This window comes from Nocardia bhagyanarayanae (assembly GCF_006716565.1).
Classification (GTDB): Bacteria; Actinomycetota; Actinomycetes; order Mycobacteriales; family Mycobacteriaceae; genus Nocardia; species Nocardia bhagyanarayanae.
In genome coordinates this window covers 2,947,560-2,963,222 of record NZ_VFPG01000001.1, presented here as the reverse complement: position 1 = coordinate 2,963,222, position 15,663 = coordinate 2,947,560, and the positions used below count along the sequence as shown (strand labels likewise).

The following is a 15,663-nucleotide window of genomic DNA, read 5'->3' as shown; positions in this document are numbered from 1 at the left end:
CGGCGCGTTTCTGACCATGATGGAGGGCATGTCCGCACACGAAGACGCCCGGCTGGTCCTACTCCGGCACGGCGAGACGTCCTGGTCGCGCGAGCGGCGGCACACGAGCCGCACCGATCTGCCGCTCACCGAGCGCGGCGAGCGGCAGGCGGAGGCCGCGGGACGGCTGCTCGCCGAACTGAAGCTGCGCGATCCGCTCGTCCTCACCAGTCCGCGGCAGCGCGCGGTGCGCACGGCGGAGCTGGCGGGCTGCACCGAGACCACCGTCGACCACGACCTCGCCGAATGGGACTACGGCGACTACGAGGGCCTGACCACACCCGAGATCCGCGAGACCACGCCCGGGTGGACCATCTGGACCGGCACGGCGCCCGGCGGCGAGACCGCCGCCCAGGTGCGGGCGAGGGCCGATCGGCTGCTCGCCGCCGTCGAACCCGTCCTGCCGGAACGGGACGTGGTGCTGGTCGGGCACGGACACTTCTCCCGCGTGCTGATCGCCCGGTGGGCCGAGTTCGAGGTCGTCGAAGGCCGCCGCTTCGCCATGTCCACCGCCGCCGTGAGCCTGCTCGGCTACGAGCACGACGCGCGAACCATCCACGCGCACAACATCGTTTCGACCAACGAGGGAGCCAAGTGACCGCCGCGATCCGCCGTGCCACCCCCGCCGACGTCCCCGCGCTCGTCGATCTCGTCTACGACCTCGCCGAGTACGAGAAGGCGCGCCACGAGTGCACGCTGACGCTGGAGCAGCTGCAGGCCGCGCTGTTCGGTCCGTCGCCCGCGCTGTTCGCGCACGTGGCCGAGGACGAGACCGGCGTGGTCGGCTGCGCGATCTGGTTCCTCAACTTCTCCACCTGGGACGGGGTGCACGGCATCTACCTGGAGGACCTGTACGTCAGGCCGGAGACGCGGGGCAAGGGCTACGGCAAGGCGCTCATCGCGGCGCTCGCCAAGGAGGCGCTGGACAAGGGCTACAGCCGCGTCTCCTGGTCCGTGCTCACCTGGAACACCCCCTCCATCGACTTCTACCGCTCGATCGGGGCCGTCGAGCAGGACGAGTGGGCCGGGTATCGGCTGGCGGGCGGCGAGCTGGTGAAGCTGGCCGCCGAAGCGTCCTGAGCCGCGCGGAGGATCGGTTGCTGATCGACAAACCCGATCGCTGGCCGGCCGACGCTGCGGAGGCGAGGGCGATCCAGGACGAGCTGCGCCCGCGCGTCGTCGCGGCGAATCCCCGTCCCCCACGGTTCCGGACGGTCGCCGGGCTCGACTCGGCCTACGACGACGCGAGCGGTGTCGTCACCGCGGCCGTCGTGGTGCTGGACGCGGCGACGCTCGTGACGGTCGACATTGCGGTCGCGCACGGCACGGTGAGTTTCCCGTACGTGCCCGGCCTGCTCGCGTTCCGCGAGCTGCCCACCACCCTCGGCGTGCTGGAACGGCTCGGCGCCGCACCGGATCTGCTGATCTGCGACGGCCAGGGCCTCGCCCATCCGCGCCGCTTCGGGCTGGCTTGCCACGTCGGCGTGCTGGCCGGGGTGCCGACGATCGGGGTCGCCAAGAACGCGTGGGGCGACCACCGCGAACCGGGGCCCGCGCGTGGTGACGCGTCGGATCTGGTCATCGACGGCGAGGTGGTCGGCAGGGCGCTGCGCACCAGGGCGGGCGTGAAGCCGGTGTTCGTGTCGGTGGGGCACCTGATCGATCTCGACACCGCGTGCGCGCAGGTGCTCGCGCTCACGCCGCACTACCGTCAGCCGGAGACGACCCGCCAAGCCGATGCCCTGTGCCGACAAGCCCTCCGCGCGGCGATCGCGTCGGCGCGGTAGCGCCTTACTCCGCCCCGTACTCCCTCGCCATCCAGCGGGTCGAGGACGGGACGAAGAGCAGGATGAGCGCGGCGACCACGACCACTCCGAGCAGCCCGCCGTAGACCGGCTGGTGCGAATCGGTGAGCAGCGACCACACCACGGGCAGCAGCAACACCTGGGCGATGACCGCGATGGCGCGACCCCAGCGGTGGCCGAGCAGCAGTCCGATGCCCGCGGCGAGCACCGCGCCGCCGAGGATGCCGAACCATGCCGCCGTGCCATAGCCGCTGGCCTGCGATTGGTCGTGACCGAGCAGACCGCGCACCACGAGCACGATCGCGACCGTCACCGCGACCGCGCCCTCCAGCGCGACGAGCCCGCCGGCACCGCGCACCGTCGCGGGAACCGCGTCCGCCGAAACCTCTGCCTTGCCGCTTTCCGCCACGCGCCAAGCCTACGACGCGGCGTAGGGTGCGCCCGGTCACGGCCGCCCGGCCTGGGGCCCTTCGCTCCCGCACTAAGCTGCGAACGTGCGGACGTTGCTGATCGTGAACCCGAATGCCACCTCGACCACACCGGCGACCCGAGACCTACTGGCCCACGCCTTGGAGAGCCGCACCCAGCTGACCGTTGCGCACACCCAGCATCGCGGCCACGCGGCCGAACTCGCCCAGTGGGCCTCGACCAACGAGATGGATCTGATCGTCGTGCACGGCGGCGATGGGACGGTCAACGAGACCATCAACGGTTTCCTCCCGCTGCCCGAACTGAACGACGGACAGGCCTGGATTCCCCGGCTCGGCGTGATCCCCGGCGGCTCGGCCAACGTCTTCGCCAGGGCGCTCGGCATCTCCCCCGACCCGGTGACCGCGACCAACCAGCTCATCGACCTCCTGACCCTCGCGCACGACCGCACGATCGGCCTCGGCCTGGCCGACGACCGCTGGTTCACCTTCAGCGCGGGCGTCGGATTGGACGCCGACGTGTGCGAGGCCATAGACGCCAGTCGCGCCAAGGGCCACGCGGCCACGCCCGGTCGCTATGTTCGAACAACCGTGCGACAATTTTTCCGCGCGAAGCGTCGGGAACCGCAGATTCGGATCGAAATTCCCGGCCTCGAAGCGGTCGACGAGGTGCATTACGCGTTCGTGACGAACGCCAGTCCGTGGACCTACCTGAACGCCACGCCGGTGCACACCAACCCCGGCACGAGCTTCGAAACGGGCCTCGGCGTGTTTGCCGTGCGGTCCATGGCGGTGCTACCGACCCTGCTGCTCGCCAGGCAGCTCCTCGCCCCGAACGGAAATCCCAAGTCCCGCAATTTGTTTCGTGACGACGACGTGCCGTCGGTGCATATCGAGACGAAGGAGCCCATCGGCCTGCAAATCGATGGCGACTTCATCGGGAAACGCAACGTGGTGGATTTCACGGCGGTCCCCGACGTGCTGGAAGTCGTGGCGCCGCAACCCCGTCGCTGACGAAACGCCGCGAAAACTCGCGGGTTGTGCTGCGAAAACCTGCTCGAGCGAGTACAAAGGACCGGGCAGGTCCCCCCTGGGGGCACCTCGATTGCGTGAGCTTCCCCACGGTGCACCGGATACCTATTGACATCTACGGTGTTCGTGAAAGCATTCACAAGCAACCGTGCGGAAACATTCGAGTCGCACAAGTGAACGATCCACAAACGACCGGCGCCCTTTGCGGCGCCCAGCAAAGGAGCAGAGGAATGGACTGGCGCCACAAGGCCATCTGTCGCGACGAGGACCCCGAACTGTTCTTCCCGGTGGGTAACAGTGGTCCTGCGCTCGCGCAGATTGCCGATGCCAAGCTGGTCTGCGCTCGCTGCCCCGTTACTGCCGACTGCCTGTCCTGGGCCCTGAAGTCCGGACAAGACGCCGGCGTGTGGGGTGGTATGAGTGAGGACGAGCGCAGGGCGCTCAAGCGTCGCAACGCGCGCACCCGCACCCGCACCGTCGTCTGACAAGACGACCGGCCTTACCGGGCCCTTCCAGCCCGGCCCGGTAAAGCATTCAGCCCGGCACCCGACAAAGGTGCCGGGCTCAGTTATTTTTGCCGCGACTGTGTTTGTTTGCCGCGACTTCGTCGCGGCGGTTCGCGGCCCCTTATGTCTCGCGCCCGAGCGGTCGAGACTTGCGACTGCGTCGCGTGCGCTTCGACCGCTCGGGCGCGAGACGGCCGCGAACTTTGATGCTAGGTCTCGCTTCGCTCGAAACCTGTTGTTGGACAAGCCCACTGCAATGGCTGCGGTTGCGACGGGGCGCCGGCACACGTGGTGCGCGACGAACCGGGCGTCAGCGCCCCGAGCGACGCCCGAGCGGCACCCGTAGGACCGCGTCGGTGCCGACGTCCGCGCCGGGGTGGAGGCCGATGGAACCGCCCAGTTCGGCGGTGACCAGCGTGCGGACGATCTGGAGGCCGAGGCGGTCGGAGGCTTCCAGGCTGAAGCCGGGCGGGAGGCCGCGGCCGTCGTCGCTGATGATCACGTCGAGCCAGCGTGCGGAACGTTCCGAGCGAATCGTCACGGTACCGGTCTGGCCGGAGTCGAAGGCGTGCTCGATGGCGTTCTGCACCAGCTCGGTCAGGACCATGACCAGCGGGGTGGCGCGTTCGGCGGAGAAGACGCCGAGCGAGCCCGCGCGGCGGACCTTGATCCTGGTGGTGTGCACGGTCGCGACGTCGGCCATGATCGGCAGCAGCCGGTCGACGACCTCGTCCAGATCGACCTCTTCGTCCACCGACATCGACAGCATCTCGTGCACCGAGGCGATCGAAGTCACCCTGCGCACCGACTCGGTTAGCGCGACCTGCGCCTCCTCGTTCTCGGTGCGCCGGGCCTGCAAACGCAGCAGCGCGGCCACGGTCTGCAGGTTGTTCTTCACCCGGTGGTGGATCTCGCGGATCGTGGCGTCCTTGGACAGCAGCGCGCGGTCGCGCCGCTTCACCTCGGTGACGTCGCGCACCAGCACCGCGGCACCCGCGAGTTCGCCGTGCGGGCGCAGCACGAGGGTCCGCAGCAGCACGGTGGCGCCGCGCGCCTCGACCTCCATGCGGCGTCCGGTGCGTCCGGCCAGCGCGGCCTGGATGTCGCCGACGACCTCCTGGGCGTCGAACGGGTCGGTGATCAGCGAGCGGGTGGTGACGGCCAGATCCTGTCCGGCCAGATCGCTCTGCAAGCCCATCCGGTGATAGGCCGACAGCGCGTTCGGGCTGGCGTAGACCACGGTGCCGTCGGTGTCGAGCCGGATGAAGCCGTCGCCCGCGCGGGGGCTCGAGTGCGTGGCGGCCCGGTCCTCGGGGGTGGGGAAACTGCCGTCGGCGATCATCTGACAGAGGTCGTCCGCGCACGCGACGTAGGCGATCTCCAGGGTGCTGCGGACCCGGGAGCGCTGCATGTCGGTGTCGCGGGAGAGCACCGCGATCACGTCGTCGCCGCAGCGCACCGGAATGGCTTCGCGGATGGCGTGCACCGGGTGCGGGTGGTAGACGCCCCGCGCCTCCACGTCGCTGTCCGCGCGCACGATCTTGCCGGTCATCAGCGCGTCGAAGACCTGGGGGTGGTCGGCCTGCACGGCGGTGGTGCCGACCAGGTCCTCGACGTGCACGGTGGCGGCCGTCGTCGGGCGGCACTGGGCGACGCACACGATGTCCGCGCCCTCGACCACCGGTCCCGCGCCGACCCACAGCAGCAGGTCGGCGAACGACAGATCGGCGAGCAGCTGCCAATCGCCGACCACCCGTTGCAGGTGGTCGACGGCGACGCCGGGCAGGTCGGTGTGTTCGGCAAGAAGCTCGCTCAGTGTCGCCACGTTCGGTCTACCGCTTCGCCCTAGGAAATGACGGCGATGAGATCGCCCTGCTGTAGCACCTGGCCGGGCGCCACCGCGATCGAGGTCACCTCGCCACCGGTCTCGGTGATGACTGGGATCTCCATCTTCATGGACTCCAGCAGGATCAGCGTCTGGTCGATATCGACATGGTCGCCGACCGCCACCTCCACGGTCAGAACCGTCGACACCATCTCCGCGCGCACTTCCTCAGCCATGACACCCCATTCACTCGCTTGTTCGGGCGGCTCCGCCGGTCGTCCGGCGGCGACGCCGCACCGCGCCTGTATCCGCTGAAGGTACAGCCAACCACACGTGAAAGAATGGCCTTCAATCAGAAGGGAGACTACCGATGGGTAAGCGCGGACGTAAGAAGCGCAGCCGCAAGGGAAACGCGGCCAACCACGGCAAGCGGCCCAACGCCTGAGCCGCAGCGCACCGAAACGACGAGCGGCACGCTCTCCGAATGGAAGAGCGTGCCGCTCGGTCGTTTTCGACTCGTCAGGCGTCGGTGGCGTCGGACTTGGTCACCGTGAACCTCTTGTGGATCTCCAGGGTGAGCCGGTCGCGCAACGAGTCCGGCGCCTTGTCGCCGCCGCACTTGCGGCTGAGCAGACTCTTGATCTTCTCCTCGATGCCGTACGCCTCGATACACGGCGAGCAGTGATCCATGTGATGCTGCAGACGAGCGCGGGTCGCGTCGTCGCATTCGCCGTCCAGCATGAGCCAGACGTCGGCTAGTACCGCCGTGCAGTCGAGCTCCATGTCGGGGTCCCGCTCCACACTCACTGCTTGACCTCCTGGCGCTCGCTGCGGTTGAACCCCCGTTCGCGCGCCACGTCGGCGAGCAAACCCTTCAGTTGCTTGCGGCCGCGGTGCAGCCGGGACATCACCGTACCGATGGGAGTGCCCATGATGTCGGCGATCTCCTTGTACGGGAAACCTTCGACGTCCGCGTAGTACACCGCCATGCGGAACTCCTCGGGCAGCTCCTGCAGCGCGGCCTTGATGTCGTCGTCCGGGAGGGCGTCGAGCGCCTCGACCTCGGCCGAGCGCAGACCGGTGGAGGTGTGCTCCGCCGTCGCGGCGAGCTGCCAGTCGGTGATCTCGTCGGTCGGGTACTGCGCGGGCTGGCGCTGCTTCTTGCGGTAGGAGTTGATGTAGGTGTTCGTCAGAATCCGATACAGCCAGGCCCGCAGGTTGGTGCCCTCCTTGAAGGACTTGAACCCCTGGAACGCCTTGACGTAGGTCTCCTGCACGAGGTCCTCGGCATCGGCCGGGTTCCTGGTCATACGCAGCGCCGCGCCGTAGAGCTGGTCGAGCAGCGGGAGCGCGTCGCGCTCGAATCGCTGCGCCAGTTCGGCTTCATCGACCGCGGTGCCGACCTCGCCGTCGTCGCGCACCACGCCTTCGTCGCTCGTCACACCTGTCCCTTCGATAGCTGTACCTGCCAAATCTACCGGCAAGTCCAGCTCCGAGGGGAAACCGGCTTCCGTCGGCGACGCGACGGTCCACACCGGACGTTCGTCGAGCAGTACGGACACCGACATCTCCTTCACGTCGTCCATCGGGTTGTTCGATCGGCGCGGCGGCGCCTGTATCGCATGCAACATGCCCGCCGCACGCTGTGTTCCCACGCGGTCCGCGTCTCGTTTCGCACGGCCGGGAAAATGGGTTGCGGCCGGGGTGCGGCGCGCAATTAAGGTGTCGCCCATGGCAGGCGCCTCGACTCCCGCGATCCGCACCCTGACCAAGGCCGGTATCGCGCACCGCGTGCACTCCTATGCCCACGATCCGCGTGCCGACTCCTACGGCGCCGAGGCCGTCGACGCGCTGGCCGCCGAACTCGGGGTACACGCGGCGCAGATCTTCAAGACGCTGGTCGTCGAGCTCTCGACGGGTGTGCTCGCCGTCGCGGTGCTTCCGGTGCCGAACACCCTCTCGCTCAAGGCCGCCGCCGCGGCGCTCGGCGCGCCGAAGGCGACGATGGCCGACAAGACCAAGGCCGAACGCACCACCGGCTACGTGCTCGGCGGCATCTCTCCGCTCGGGCAGCGCAAGCGGTTGCCGACCGTGATCGACGACTCGGCGCTCGGATGGGATCGGATGCTGTGCAGCGCGGGCAAGCGGGGGCTGGAGATCGAACTGGCCCCGGCGGATTTGGTCCGGGTCGCCGGAGCGGTGACCGCGCCCATCACCGCATAAGGGCGCTGTCTCGTGCTCAGCCCGCGCATGGCCGGAGCGAATGCGAGGTACGCCCGGAAAGGCGCTGTCGGACGAAGTCCGTCCTGAGGCTGCGCGCATGGCCGAAGCGCGTGCGGCGGCGTACTGAGCGAGCCTTCGGGCGACACCGCCGCGAAAAGCGCCGGGCTCGCGGGTGTTCGTGCGTTACTGGTCTCTGCGCGACCCGGTTCGCGCGTCGCTGATTTCTGCGTTACCCGAACAAGGTCCGATTCGTCCGACCCCGAGGATGTGATGCGAAATGTCCAAGCACCACCGTCTGCGCACCGCGCTCGTCGCCCTCGCCGGAGCCGCCCTGCTGACAGCGGGCTCCGCGGCTCTCCAGGCGCCCGAGGCGACCGCCGCTCCGGGTGGCCCGGCCGCGACCCAGGTCGACCATCCCTTCGACTTCGGCGGCGAGGAGCAGACCGACGAGGACGAGAATGACGAACCTGCGGAGCACGCGGAGAAGGCGGAGAAGAACGGCGGCGATGTCGCCACCAAGGTCATCGACATGCTCACCGGCAACGCCGGCGAGGCCATCGAGTTCCTCGGCGGCGTCGTCAAGTGCACGCTCAACGTCGCCACCGACGCGGTGAAATGCGATATGTGATCGACGGATTCGGCGGCCGGGCGATCACAACAGGCTGATCTGCCCGGCCTTTTCCGTATCCGCGCCGGACACTTCGGCGAGCAGTTCGGGTCCGTTGTTCTTGACGCTGTTCACCAGCGGCGACACCGGACGCGCGACGATGCCCGCCACGGTGTCCTCGCTCGGGGTCGCCAACAACTCCGCGGGGGCCGGGTGATCCGGATCGAGCCAGGCGTCCCAGTGCTCGCGCGGCATCGGCAACGGCATCCGGTCGTGGATGCGGGTCAGGTCGCCGACCGCGTCGGTGGTCAGGATGGTGCAGGACAGCAGCGGCTCGCTGTCACGCACCGAACGGTCCCGCCACACCGACCACAGGCCGGCCATGTACAGCAGGGAACCGTCGGCGTTGGCCATGAAGTAGGGGTGCTTGACGGCCTTGCCCTTGCCGCCGCCGACCGGATCGGGTTCGGTCAGCCACTCGTACCAGCCGTCCATCGGCACCAGGCAGCGCCGGGATTTCACGGCGTCGCGGAACGAGGGGGTGGTCGCCGCCTTGTCCGCGCGCGCGTTGAACAGCGGTTTGCCCTTGGCCGGGACGCCAGGCTCGGCCGCCTTCGTCCAGACCGGGATCAATCCCCAGCGCATCCGCCGGATGCGCAGCTTCGGATCGTCGTCGGGGTGGTCGTGGTCGTGCCGCTCGACCACGGTCAGCACCCGATTCGTCGGCGCCACGTTATAGTTCTCGAAACCGCCCGTGCGCGAATCGTTTTCGCTGCCGGTCTCGTCGATGGCGTCGAGCTCGACCGCGAGCCTGCCCGGGTTCGTCGTCGTCGCGTATCGTCCGCACATATCTCCGATACTCCCACCCCGCACCGACAAGCTCGGGGACAATCGATACGGAGTGGTGACCTGGTGAGAGTTTTGACTTAGCATTCTCTCAACGGATGGGACGGCCATCACACCCATCCGCTCCGGCACGCGCACCGACCGGCCACCGTAGAGGCAAGAGGAGAGCACCACGTGACAACCACCGAGACCACCCCCGCCGCGCCCGACACGCTGCTGAAGTCTGTCGATCCGGCCACGGGCGAGGTCATCGCCACCTACCCCATCGCCGACGAGGACGCGGTGCGCGCGGCCGTCGCCAAGGCCCGCACCGCCGCCGCCACCTGGGGCGCGCTGAGCTTCGACGAGCGCCGCAAGCATCTGCTGCGCTGGTCCAGCCGCCTGGTCGCCGACTCCGAGGAGTTCACCCAGCTCATCCACAAGGAGAACGGCAAGCCGCTCGACGACGCGTTCCTCGAGCTCATGCTCGCGCTCGAGCACATCGCCTGGGCGGCCAAGAACGCCAAGAAGCTGCTCTCGCCGAAGAAGGTCTCGCCGGGCGCGCTGATGTCGAACTTCGCGGCCCGACTGGAGCAGCGTCCGCTCGGCGTCATCGGTGTCATCGGACCGTGGAACTACCCGGTCTACACCCCGAACGGCTCCATCGCCTACGCCCTCGCCGCGGGCAACACCGTGGTGTTCAAGCCGAGCGAATTCTCCACGGGCATCGGCAATTTCCTCGCCGACGCGTTCAAGAAGGCCAACCCCGAACTACCCGAGGGCGTCTTCGAGACCATCAACGGCTACGGCGCCACCGGCGCGGCGCTGGTGAAGTCCGCCGTCGACAAGATCGCCTTCACCGGCTCCACCGCCACCGGCAAGCGCATCATGGCCGCGGCCGCCGAGAACCTCACCCCGGTCCTGCTGGAGTGCGGCGGCAAGGACGCGGTGATCGTGGCGGGCGACGCCGACGTCAAGGCCGCGGCCGACGCGGTGGCGTGGGGCGCCACCGCCAACAGCGGTCAGACCTGCGCGGGTGTCGAGCGGGTCTACGTGGACCGCTCGGTGCGCGAGGAGTTCGTCGCCGAGGTCAAGCGGATCCTGTCCGACATCAAGCCCGGCTCCGACGACAAAGCCGCCTACGGCCCGATGACCATGCCGAGCCAGATCGACATCGTGCGCCGCCACATCGAGGACGCGCTGAAGAAGGGCGGCACCGCGGTGCTCGGCGGGCCCGAGTCGATCAAGGGTCCGTTCATCGAGCCCGTCGTGCTGGTCGACGTGGACGAGGACTCGGAGGCGGTGGCCGAGGAGACCTTCGGGCCGACCGTCACCATCCGTACGGTCGACGGCGTCGACGAGGCCGTGGAACTGGCCAACAAGTCCAAGTACGGCCTGTCCTCGGCGGTGTACTCGAAGAAGAACGGCCTCGACATCGCGCGGCGGTTGCGCGTCGGCGCCACCTCGGTGAACTCGGTGCTCGCCTTCGCCGCCATCCCCGGCCTGCCGTTCGGCGGGGTCGGCGACTCCGGCATCGGCCGCATCCACGGCGAGCCGGGTCTGCGCGAGTTCGTGCGGCCGCATTCGATCGCGGTGCAGCGCTTCACGGTTCCCGGCATGGCGCTGCTCAGCTACACCCGCACCGATTCGACGATGAAGCTGCTGCGCAAGCTGGTCCCGTTCCTGCACGGGCGGCACAAGTAGGCAGTGCTCGGTACGCGCGAGCCCGTGGGTTCGCGCGTACCACGCGGGCAGGCTCCGTACGACCCAATTCGGCCGCAGTTCGCGACCGCCGGTGTGTCCGGCGACCCGATGGGTCAAGATGGACTGGTGACTTTCTGGCCTGCGCCCCACGTCGATGTCCCGGTACACGCGACCGTCACCCTGCCCGGATCCAAATCCATCACCAATCGCGCCTTGATCCTCGCCGCGCTCGCCGACGGGCCGTCCACGATCACGGGGGCGCTGCGCAGCCGCGACACCGATCTGATGATCGCCGCCCTGCGGGCGCTCGGCACGAGCATTTCCGGTGACGCCGACACGCTGCGCGTCACCCCGGCGAAGCTCGGCGGCGGCACGGTCGATTGCGGGCTGGCGGGCACCGTGATGCGGTTCCTGCCTCCGGTGGCGACGCTGACGACCGGCGACGTGGCCTTCGACGGCGACGCGCAGGCCCGGGTGCGTCCGCTGCGCACCATCCTGGACGCGTTGCGCGGGCTCGGCGCCGACATCGACGGCGACGCGCTGCCGTTCACGGTGCACGGCAAGGGCGCGCTGCGCGGCGGCCCGGTCACCATCGACGCCTCCGGGTCCTCGCAGTTCGTCTCCGGGCTGCTGCTCTCGGCCGCGCGCTTCGACGAGGGACTGACCGTGCACCACAGCGGCAAGGCCCTGCCGTCCATGCCGCACATCGAGATGACCGTGGAGATGCTGCGTCGCGCCGACGTTCGCGTGCAGGCGCCCGAGGACAGCCGCAAGGCGCAGACCTGGGTCGTCGAACCCGGTCCGATCCGCGCCGTCGACTGGGACGTCGAGCCGGACCTGTCCAACGCCACGCCGTTCCTGGCCGCCGCCGCGGTCACCGGCGGCGAGGTGAAGATCCCGCACTGGCCGCGGCTGACCACCCAGCCCGGCGACGTGATCCGCGAGATCCTGGTGCGCATGGGCGCGGAGGCGCGCGTCTTCGACGGCGTGCTCACCGTGCGCGGACCGGAACGACTGGCGGGCATCGACATCGACCTGCACGACGTCGGCGAGCTGACCCCGACGGTCGCCGCGCTGGCCGCGCTGGCCGATTCCCCGTCCCGGCTGCGCGGTATCGCGCACCTGCGCGGGCACGAGACCGACCGGCTCGCCGCGCTGTCCACCGAGATCAACCGCCTCGGCGGCAAGGTCACCGAGACCGAGGACGGGCTGGAGATCGTGCCGACACCGCTGCACGGCGGCGCCTGGCACTCCTACGCCGACCACCGGATGGCCACCGCGGGCGCGATCCTCGGACTGCGGGTGCCCGGCGTGGAGATCGAGGACATCGGCACCACCGCCAAGACGCTGCCGAACTTCGTGTCCCTGTGGGAGCACATGCTGAACGACGGAGCCGCACACTGAGCCGGCCACGTCGCTCCGCCGCGGGCTACGACGAATCCGATGTGCGGGTTCGTCCGGGCCGAAGTTCGCGCCCGCGCACCAAGACTCGTCCGCAGCACAACGACGCCGAGTCCGGGATGGTGGTCTCCGTCGACCGCGGCCGCTGGGGCTGCGTGCTGGACGGCGACCCCGAACGGCGGATCGTGGCGATGCGGGCGCGGGAACTCGGCCGCACGCCGATCGTGGTCGGCGATCAGGTGGACGTCGTCGGCGATCTGTCCGGCAAGCCCGACACCCTGGCCCGGATCGTGCGCGTCGGCGATCGCCGAACGGTGTTGCGCCGCACCGCCGACGACACCGACCCCTTCGAGCGGATCGTGGTCGGCAACGCCGAGAAGCTGTTCATCGTGGTGGCGCTGGCCGACCCGCCGCCGCGCACCGGTTTCGTGGAGCGCTGCATGGTCGCCGCGTATGTCGGTGGGCTGCACCCGGTTCTGTGCCTGACCAAGCACGATCTGGCCGCCGACTCCGAATTCGCCGCGGCTTTCGACGATCTCGATCTCACCATCGTCTACGGCGGCATCGACGATCCGCTCGAGCCGATCCTCGACCTGCTGACCGACCACCTCACCGCGTTCATCGGCCACTCCGGCGTCGGCAAGTCCACCCTGGTGAATCGTCTTGTGCCGGATGCCGATCGGGCGGTCGGCGAGGTCTCCGGCGTCGGCAAGGGCAAGCACACCTCCACCCAGTCCATCGCGCTGTCGCTGCCCGGCGGCGGCTGGGTGATCGACACGCCGGGCGTGCGGTCCTTCGGACTCGCGCACATCACGCCGGACGACGTCATCCTGGCGTTCAGCGATCTGGCCGAGGCGATCGAGGACTGCCCGCGCGGGTGCACCCACCTCGGACCGCCCGCGGATCCCGAGTGCGCGCTGGACGCGCTGCCGGACAAGGAGCGGCGGGTGGCCGCCATCCGCCGGTTGCTCGTCGCATTGAACTCCAACGAGTCCTGGTAGGGCGCGAGGGTATCGACGCGCGCGTCGTCGGCACGCCGTACGCCGCAGGTGCGCCTACAGTGGAGCGGGTGACTCAGGAAGCCGCCGTCGCCGATCTGCTCCGCGCCACGCTCGGGCCCCGGTTGCTCGGCGCCTACCGCCACGGTTCGGCGGCGCTGGGCGGATTGCGGCCGCACAGCGATATCGATGTTCTGGTGGTCACCGATGGTCATCTGGAGACCGAGCAGCGACGCGCGTTGGTCGATGGATTGCTTGCCGTTTCGGGCGATCCGCGTGTCTCCGGTGCGCCGCGGCCCGTCGAACTCAGCACTGTCGCGCAGACCGACGTCCGGCCGTGGCAGTATCCGCCGACCCTGGATTTCCAGTACGGCGAATGGCTGCGCGACGACTACGTGCGCGGCGTGCTGCCCGTCGCCGCGCCGGACGCCGACCTCGCCGTCTTGATCACCATGACCCTTCAGGCCGACTCCCCGTTGCTCGGCCCGCCGCCCGCCGAACTCCTCGACCCCGTCCCGGCGGAGCATCTGCGCGGCGCGCTGCTCGACGACATCCCCGACTTGCTCACCGAACTCGACAGCGATACCCGCAACGTCCTGCTCCGCCTGGCCCGCACCTGGATGACGTTGGAAACCGGCGAGATTCGCGCCAAATCCGAGGCCGCGAGCTGGGCCATCGACCGCCTCCCCGACGAACTCCGCCCCGCACTCGCCCACGCCCGCGCCGTCTACCTGGGCGACGCCGCCGACACATGGGCCGACCGCCTGCCGCAGGCGCACGACACCGCCGCCGCCCTCGCCGGCGAGATACTCCAGTACAGCGCGTGAATCGCGCGGCCGCGACAGCCGTTCGGCTCTGAACCGACCCGCTCGTCGGCGCTGATGTGGTCAGTGACCGTCGGGTTGCCCCGGCGCGAACGGCCACTCCTCGAACTGGACGCAACGGCCGGAATCGTCGAAGCGGACGATCCACAGGTCGCGCCAGCGGGCGGGATCGTCGCGCTCGTATTCGACCTCCACCCTGACCACTGCGGTGTCGTCCTCCACCGCGACGAGATCGGAGGTCATGGTGAACGGCTCGTCGGCACCGTCCCGGCCCGCTTCCCAGAACTCGGCGAGAGCGGCCCGCCCGACAATCGGGGCCGCCCACGGGGACACCACGTAGACGGCATCGTCGGCGAACAGCTCGGCGAGTGCGTCGGTGCCCGGTGTGCGCCAAGCCCGTTCGTAGGCCGCCACCCATGCGCGAACAGCATCGCGATCCATAGTCCGGACGGTACTCCTCCGATCGGACAACTCCCGTGAACTGGACCGCTCTGATCTGCGCTCTCGAGAAATTCCCTGGCAGCCACCTGGTTTCCCGAGCTGTCACCGAAACGGCGTCCCGCCGCCGACGGCGTGTCCAGACCATGATCAGGGCAGCCGCCGAACGGGCCCCTAACAGCTGCCCGAAAATGCCCTCGGTCCAGCGCTTTCCGCTAACGTCCAGACTTCCACCGGGGGGCTTCGGTTAAACCACGGGCCGCCCGGCGCGAACCGTCGCTTCCGACGGCACGCCATCGAACCGCCGCGCATTTCCGTGCTGTCGCGTGCGGCAGTCCCAGCACCGCGCTCGCCCCGCAGTCGAGAAAGGAATACCGGCATGACCAATCCGCAGATGCCGCAACAGTCGTGGCCCGGCACGAATCCGCACTACCCGCCGCCGCCGAAGAAGCGGGCGGTATGGCCATGGGTGCTCGGCGGGTTCTGCGCGTTCGTGCTGCTGTTGTTCGGCGGATGCGTCGCGCTGTTGAGCAGCGCGGCCGACGAAGTCGCCGAGAGCGCGGAGAAACAAACCTCCGTCTCCCCCGCGGGTTCCGAGGTCCGCGACGGCAAATTCGGTTTCGTCGTCACGCGCGTCGAACCGCCGGTCGCCTCCGTCGGCGACAACCAATTCCTGAAGAAGGACGCCCAGGGCGAATTCATCCTGGTGCACGTCGACGTCAGCAACACCGGCGACCAACCGCAGACCTACTTCGGCGACAACCAGAAACTCGTCGACGCCCAAGGCCGCCTCTACAGCAACGACACCGCGGCCGAAGTGAACCTCAACAAGAACCTCGTCACCGAAATCAACCCCGGCAACAGGATTTCCGTCGTCCTCGCCTTCGACGTCCCGAAGGGCACCACCCCCACCGCCATCGAATTCCACGACTCGGCCTTCTCCGGCGGCGCCCGCGTCGCCCTCCGCTAGACCCCAGAAACGCCGAAGGCGCCCAGGAAAACCCTGGG

General features: G+C 69.1%; 20 protein-coding genes. 13 read left to right on the top strand and 7 right to left on the bottom strand.

The window, feature by feature from the left end:
• The first annotated feature begins 28 nt into the window (after nt 1-28).
• From FB390_RS12620 to FB390_RS12610, 3 genes are read left to right on the top strand one after another with little or no spacing between them, the layout of a single operon-like run.
• Nucleotides 29-637: an acid phosphatase gene (locus FB390_RS12620; protein ID WP_185757017.1), complete on the top strand. Its 609-nt coding sequence runs from the start codon at nt 29-31 to the stop codon at nt 635-637.
• A complete protein-coding gene (locus FB390_RS12615; RefSeq protein ID WP_141809118.1) occupies nt 634-1,119 on the top strand; it encodes a GNAT family N-acetyltransferase in 486 nt (161 codons plus the stop codon). The genes FB390_RS12620 and FB390_RS12615 overlap by 4 nt, the downstream gene beginning before the upstream one ends.
• A 17-nt stretch (nt 1,120-1,136) precedes the next feature.
• On the top strand, nt 1,137-1,826 hold the full coding sequence (locus tag FB390_RS12610; protein WP_141809117.1) for an endonuclease V: 690 nt from the start codon (nt 1,137-1,139) through the stop codon (nt 1,824-1,826).
• Between the two features lie 4 nt (nt 1,827-1,830).
• On the opposite strand, the gene FB390_RS12605 is transcribed toward FB390_RS12610, so the two are convergent.
• Nucleotides 1,831-2,253, bottom strand: a complete 423-nt coding sequence (locus tag FB390_RS12605; RefSeq protein WP_141809116.1) for a hypothetical protein — start codon at nt 2,251-2,253, stop codon at nt 1,831-1,833.
• Between the two features lie 85 nt (nt 2,254-2,338).
• Here FB390_RS12605 and FB390_RS12600 point away from each other — a divergent pair, with 85 nt between their 5' ends.
• The gene (locus FB390_RS12600) at nt 2,339-3,286 is read left to right on the top strand and encodes a diacylglycerol/lipid kinase family protein (protein ID WP_141809115.1); all 948 of its coding nucleotides are present in this window, start codon (nt 2,339-2,341) and stop codon (nt 3,284-3,286) included.
• A gap of 248 nt (nt 3,287-3,534) precedes the next feature.
• The gene (locus tag FB390_RS12595; protein ID WP_011211115.1) at nt 3,535-3,789 is read left to right on the top strand and encodes a WhiB family transcriptional regulator; all 255 of its coding nucleotides are present in this window, start codon (nt 3,535-3,537) and stop codon (nt 3,787-3,789) included.
• Between the two features lie 331 nt (nt 3,790-4,120).
• Here the strand turns inward: FB390_RS12595 and FB390_RS12590 are convergent, their stop codons facing one another.
• Nucleotides 4,121-5,635, bottom strand: a complete 1,515-nt coding sequence (locus FB390_RS12590; protein WP_141809114.1) for a sensor histidine kinase — start codon at nt 5,633-5,635, stop codon at nt 4,121-4,123.
• A 20-nt stretch (nt 5,636-5,655) separates the two neighbouring features.
• Nucleotides 5,656-5,871, bottom strand: coding sequence for a biotin/lipoyl-binding carrier protein (locus tag FB390_RS12585; RefSeq protein WP_141809113.1), 216 nt, complete (start codon nt 5,869-5,871; stop codon nt 5,656-5,658).
• A gap of 134 nt (nt 5,872-6,005) precedes the next feature.
• On the opposite strand from FB390_RS12585, the gene FB390_RS34840 reads away from it, so the two are divergent.
• Nucleotides 6,006-6,080 (top strand): 50S ribosomal protein bL37, encoded by a 75-nt coding sequence (locus FB390_RS34840; RefSeq protein WP_022597109.1) that lies wholly within the window; start codon nt 6,006-6,008, stop codon nt 6,078-6,080.
• Between the two features lie 74 nt (nt 6,081-6,154).
• On the opposite strand, the gene rsrA is transcribed toward FB390_RS34840, so the two are convergent.
• Together rsrA and FB390_RS12570 are read right to left on the bottom strand one after the other, a co-directional pair.
• Nucleotides 6,155-6,418 (bottom strand): mycothiol system anti-sigma-R factor, encoded by a 264-nt coding sequence (gene rsrA, locus FB390_RS12575; RefSeq protein WP_141811724.1) that lies wholly within the window; start codon nt 6,416-6,418, stop codon nt 6,155-6,157.
• Nucleotides 6,419-6,438: 20 nt separating this feature from the next.
• Nucleotides 6,439-7,203, bottom strand: coding sequence for a sigma-70 family RNA polymerase sigma factor (locus FB390_RS12570; RefSeq protein WP_425465905.1), 765 nt, complete (start codon nt 7,201-7,203; stop codon nt 6,439-6,441).
• A gap of 163 nt (nt 7,204-7,366) precedes the next feature.
• Here FB390_RS12570 and ybaK point away from each other — a divergent pair, with 163 nt between their 5' ends.
• The gene (gene ybaK / locus FB390_RS12565) at nt 7,367-7,858 is read left to right on the top strand and encodes a Cys-tRNA(Pro) deacylase (protein WP_141809112.1); all 492 of its coding nucleotides are present in this window, start codon (nt 7,367-7,369) and stop codon (nt 7,856-7,858) included.
• 277 nt (nt 7,859-8,135) lie between these two features.
• The gene (locus FB390_RS12560; RefSeq protein WP_141809111.1) at nt 8,136-8,486 is read left to right on the top strand and encodes a hypothetical protein; all 351 of its coding nucleotides are present in this window, start codon (nt 8,136-8,138) and stop codon (nt 8,484-8,486) included.
• Between the two features lie 24 nt (nt 8,487-8,510).
• Here FB390_RS12560 and FB390_RS12555 read toward each other — a convergent pair whose 3' ends face one another.
• Nucleotides 8,511-9,314 carry an SOS response-associated peptidase gene (locus FB390_RS12555; RefSeq protein WP_141809110.1) on the bottom strand — a complete coding sequence of 268 codons (804 nt, stop codon included), beginning with the start codon at nt 9,312-9,314 and terminating at the stop codon, nt 8,511-8,513.
• A gap of 171 nt (nt 9,315-9,485) precedes the next feature.
• Here FB390_RS12555 and FB390_RS12550 point away from each other — a divergent pair, with 171 nt between their 5' ends.
• The 4 genes from FB390_RS12550 to FB390_RS12535 all read left to right on the top strand — a co-directional run bounded on the left by FB390_RS12550 (nt 9,486) and on the right by FB390_RS12535 (nt 14,220).
• Nucleotides 9,486-10,994: an aldehyde dehydrogenase family protein gene (locus FB390_RS12550; RefSeq protein ID WP_141809109.1), complete on the top strand. Its 1,509-nt coding sequence runs from the start codon at nt 9,486-9,488 to the stop codon at nt 10,992-10,994.
• 108 nt (nt 10,995-11,102) lie between these two features.
• Nucleotides 11,103-12,398 (top strand): 3-phosphoshikimate 1-carboxyvinyltransferase, encoded by a 1,296-nt coding sequence (aroA, locus tag FB390_RS12545; protein WP_141809108.1) that lies wholly within the window; start codon nt 11,103-11,105, stop codon nt 12,396-12,398.
• Nucleotides 12,395-13,396: a ribosome small subunit-dependent GTPase A gene (gene rsgA, locus FB390_RS12540; RefSeq protein ID WP_185757233.1), complete on the top strand. Its 1,002-nt coding sequence runs from the start codon at nt 12,395-12,397 to the stop codon at nt 13,394-13,396. The genes aroA and rsgA overlap by 4 nt, the downstream gene beginning before the upstream one ends.
• A gap of 68 nt (nt 13,397-13,464) precedes the next feature.
• Nucleotides 13,465-14,220, top strand: coding sequence for an aminoglycoside adenylyltransferase family protein (locus FB390_RS12535; protein WP_141809106.1), 756 nt, complete (start codon nt 13,465-13,467; stop codon nt 14,218-14,220).
• A 60-nt stretch (nt 14,221-14,280) separates the two neighbouring features.
• Here FB390_RS12535 and FB390_RS12530 read toward each other — a convergent pair whose 3' ends face one another.
• Nucleotides 14,281-14,658 (bottom strand): YybH family protein, encoded by a 378-nt coding sequence (locus tag FB390_RS12530; protein ID WP_141809105.1) that lies wholly within the window; start codon nt 14,656-14,658, stop codon nt 14,281-14,283.
• Between the two features lie 376 nt (nt 14,659-15,034).
• On the opposite strand from FB390_RS12530, the gene FB390_RS12525 reads away from it, so the two are divergent.
• Entirely contained in the window at nt 15,035-15,625 is a 591-nt protein-coding gene (locus tag FB390_RS12525) for a DUF4352 domain-containing protein (protein ID WP_246123989.1), read from the top strand.
• The last annotated feature ends 38 nt before the right edge of the window (nt 15,626-15,663 follow it).

Bases quoted from the DNA above. Each gene is read 5' to 3' on its own strand.
- aroA (WP_141809108.1), top strand. From the start codon at position 11,103: ATGGGTCAAGATGGACTGGTGACTTTCTGGCCTGCGCCCCACGTCGAT.
- FB390_RS12560 (WP_141809111.1), top strand. From the start codon at position 8,136: ATGTCCAAGCACCACCGTCTGCGCACCGCGCTCGTCGCCCTCGCCGGA.
- ybaK (WP_141809112.1), top strand. From the start codon at position 7,367: ATGGCAGGCGCCTCGACTCCCGCGATCCGCACCCTGACCAAGGCCGGT.
- FB390_RS12595 (WP_011211115.1), top strand. From the start codon at position 3,535: ATGGACTGGCGCCACAAGGCCATCTGTCGCGACGAGGACCCCGAACTG.
- FB390_RS12620 (WP_185757017.1), top strand. From the start codon at position 29: ATGTCCGCACACGAAGACGCCCGGCTGGTCCTACTCCGGCACGGCGAG.
- FB390_RS12530 (WP_141809105.1), bottom strand. From the start codon at position 14,658: ATGGATCGCGATGCTGTTCGCGCATGGGTGGCGGCCTACGAACGGGCT.
- FB390_RS12555 (WP_141809110.1), bottom strand. From the start codon at position 9,314: ATGTGCGGACGATACGCGACGACGACGAACCCGGGCAGGCTCGCGGTC.
- FB390_RS12525 (WP_246123989.1), top strand. From the start codon at position 15,035: ATGACCAATCCGCAGATGCCGCAACAGTCGTGGCCCGGCACGAATCCG.
- FB390_RS12585 (WP_141809113.1), bottom strand. From the start codon at position 5,871: ATGGCTGAGGAAGTGCGCGCGGAGATGGTGTCGACGGTTCTGACCGTG.
- FB390_RS12570 (WP_425465905.1), bottom strand. From the start codon at position 7,203: ATGTCGGTGTCCGTACTGCTCGACGAACGTCCGGTGTGGACCGTCGCG.
- rsrA (WP_141811724.1), bottom strand. From the start codon at position 6,418: ATGGAGCTCGACTGCACGGCGGTACTAGCCGACGTCTGGCTCATGCTG.